General features: G+C 70.8%; 1 protein-coding gene. It reads left to right on the plus strand.

Annotated elements, in window-relative coordinates; all coding sequences use genetic code 11:
* Positions 1–259, plus strand: a 259-nt coding sequence (locus AC1DYG_RS19890; RefSeq protein WP_477641571.1) for a rhodanese-like domain-containing protein, incomplete at its 5' end; no start/stop codon positions are given.
* Positions 260–431 lie beyond the last annotated feature (172 nt).

Consider the following 431-nt stretch of genomic DNA (forward strand, 5'->3'; position numbering starts at 1 on the left):
GGTCAGCGTCAGTGGCGCCCGCAACGACAACTTCGTCGACCAGCTCAAGGAAGCCGGCATCACCGGCGGCGAGGCGCGCGAGGTCGTGTTCCTGTGCCGTTCGGGCCAGCGTTCCATCGGCGCGGCCGAGGCCGCGACCGCGGCCGGAATCGGCCCGTCCTACAACGTTCTCGACGGCTTCGAGGGTGGCATCGGCGCGGACGGTCACCGCGGCGCAGCCGGCTGGCGCGCGGTCGGACTTCCCTGGAGGCAATCATGAGTGGCATTCCCCGCGGCGGCGCGTTCCACAAGGAACTGCCCCCGAACGTCGGCCTGGGCACCCTCGGGGTGCGGGGCGGTGTGATGCGTACCGGCTTCGAGGAGACCTCGGAGGCGATGTTCCTCAACTCGGGGTTCGTCTACGAGTCGGCCGGTGCGGCGGAGGCCGCCTT

This window comes from Pedococcus sp. P1_H8, from assembly GCF_056405175.1.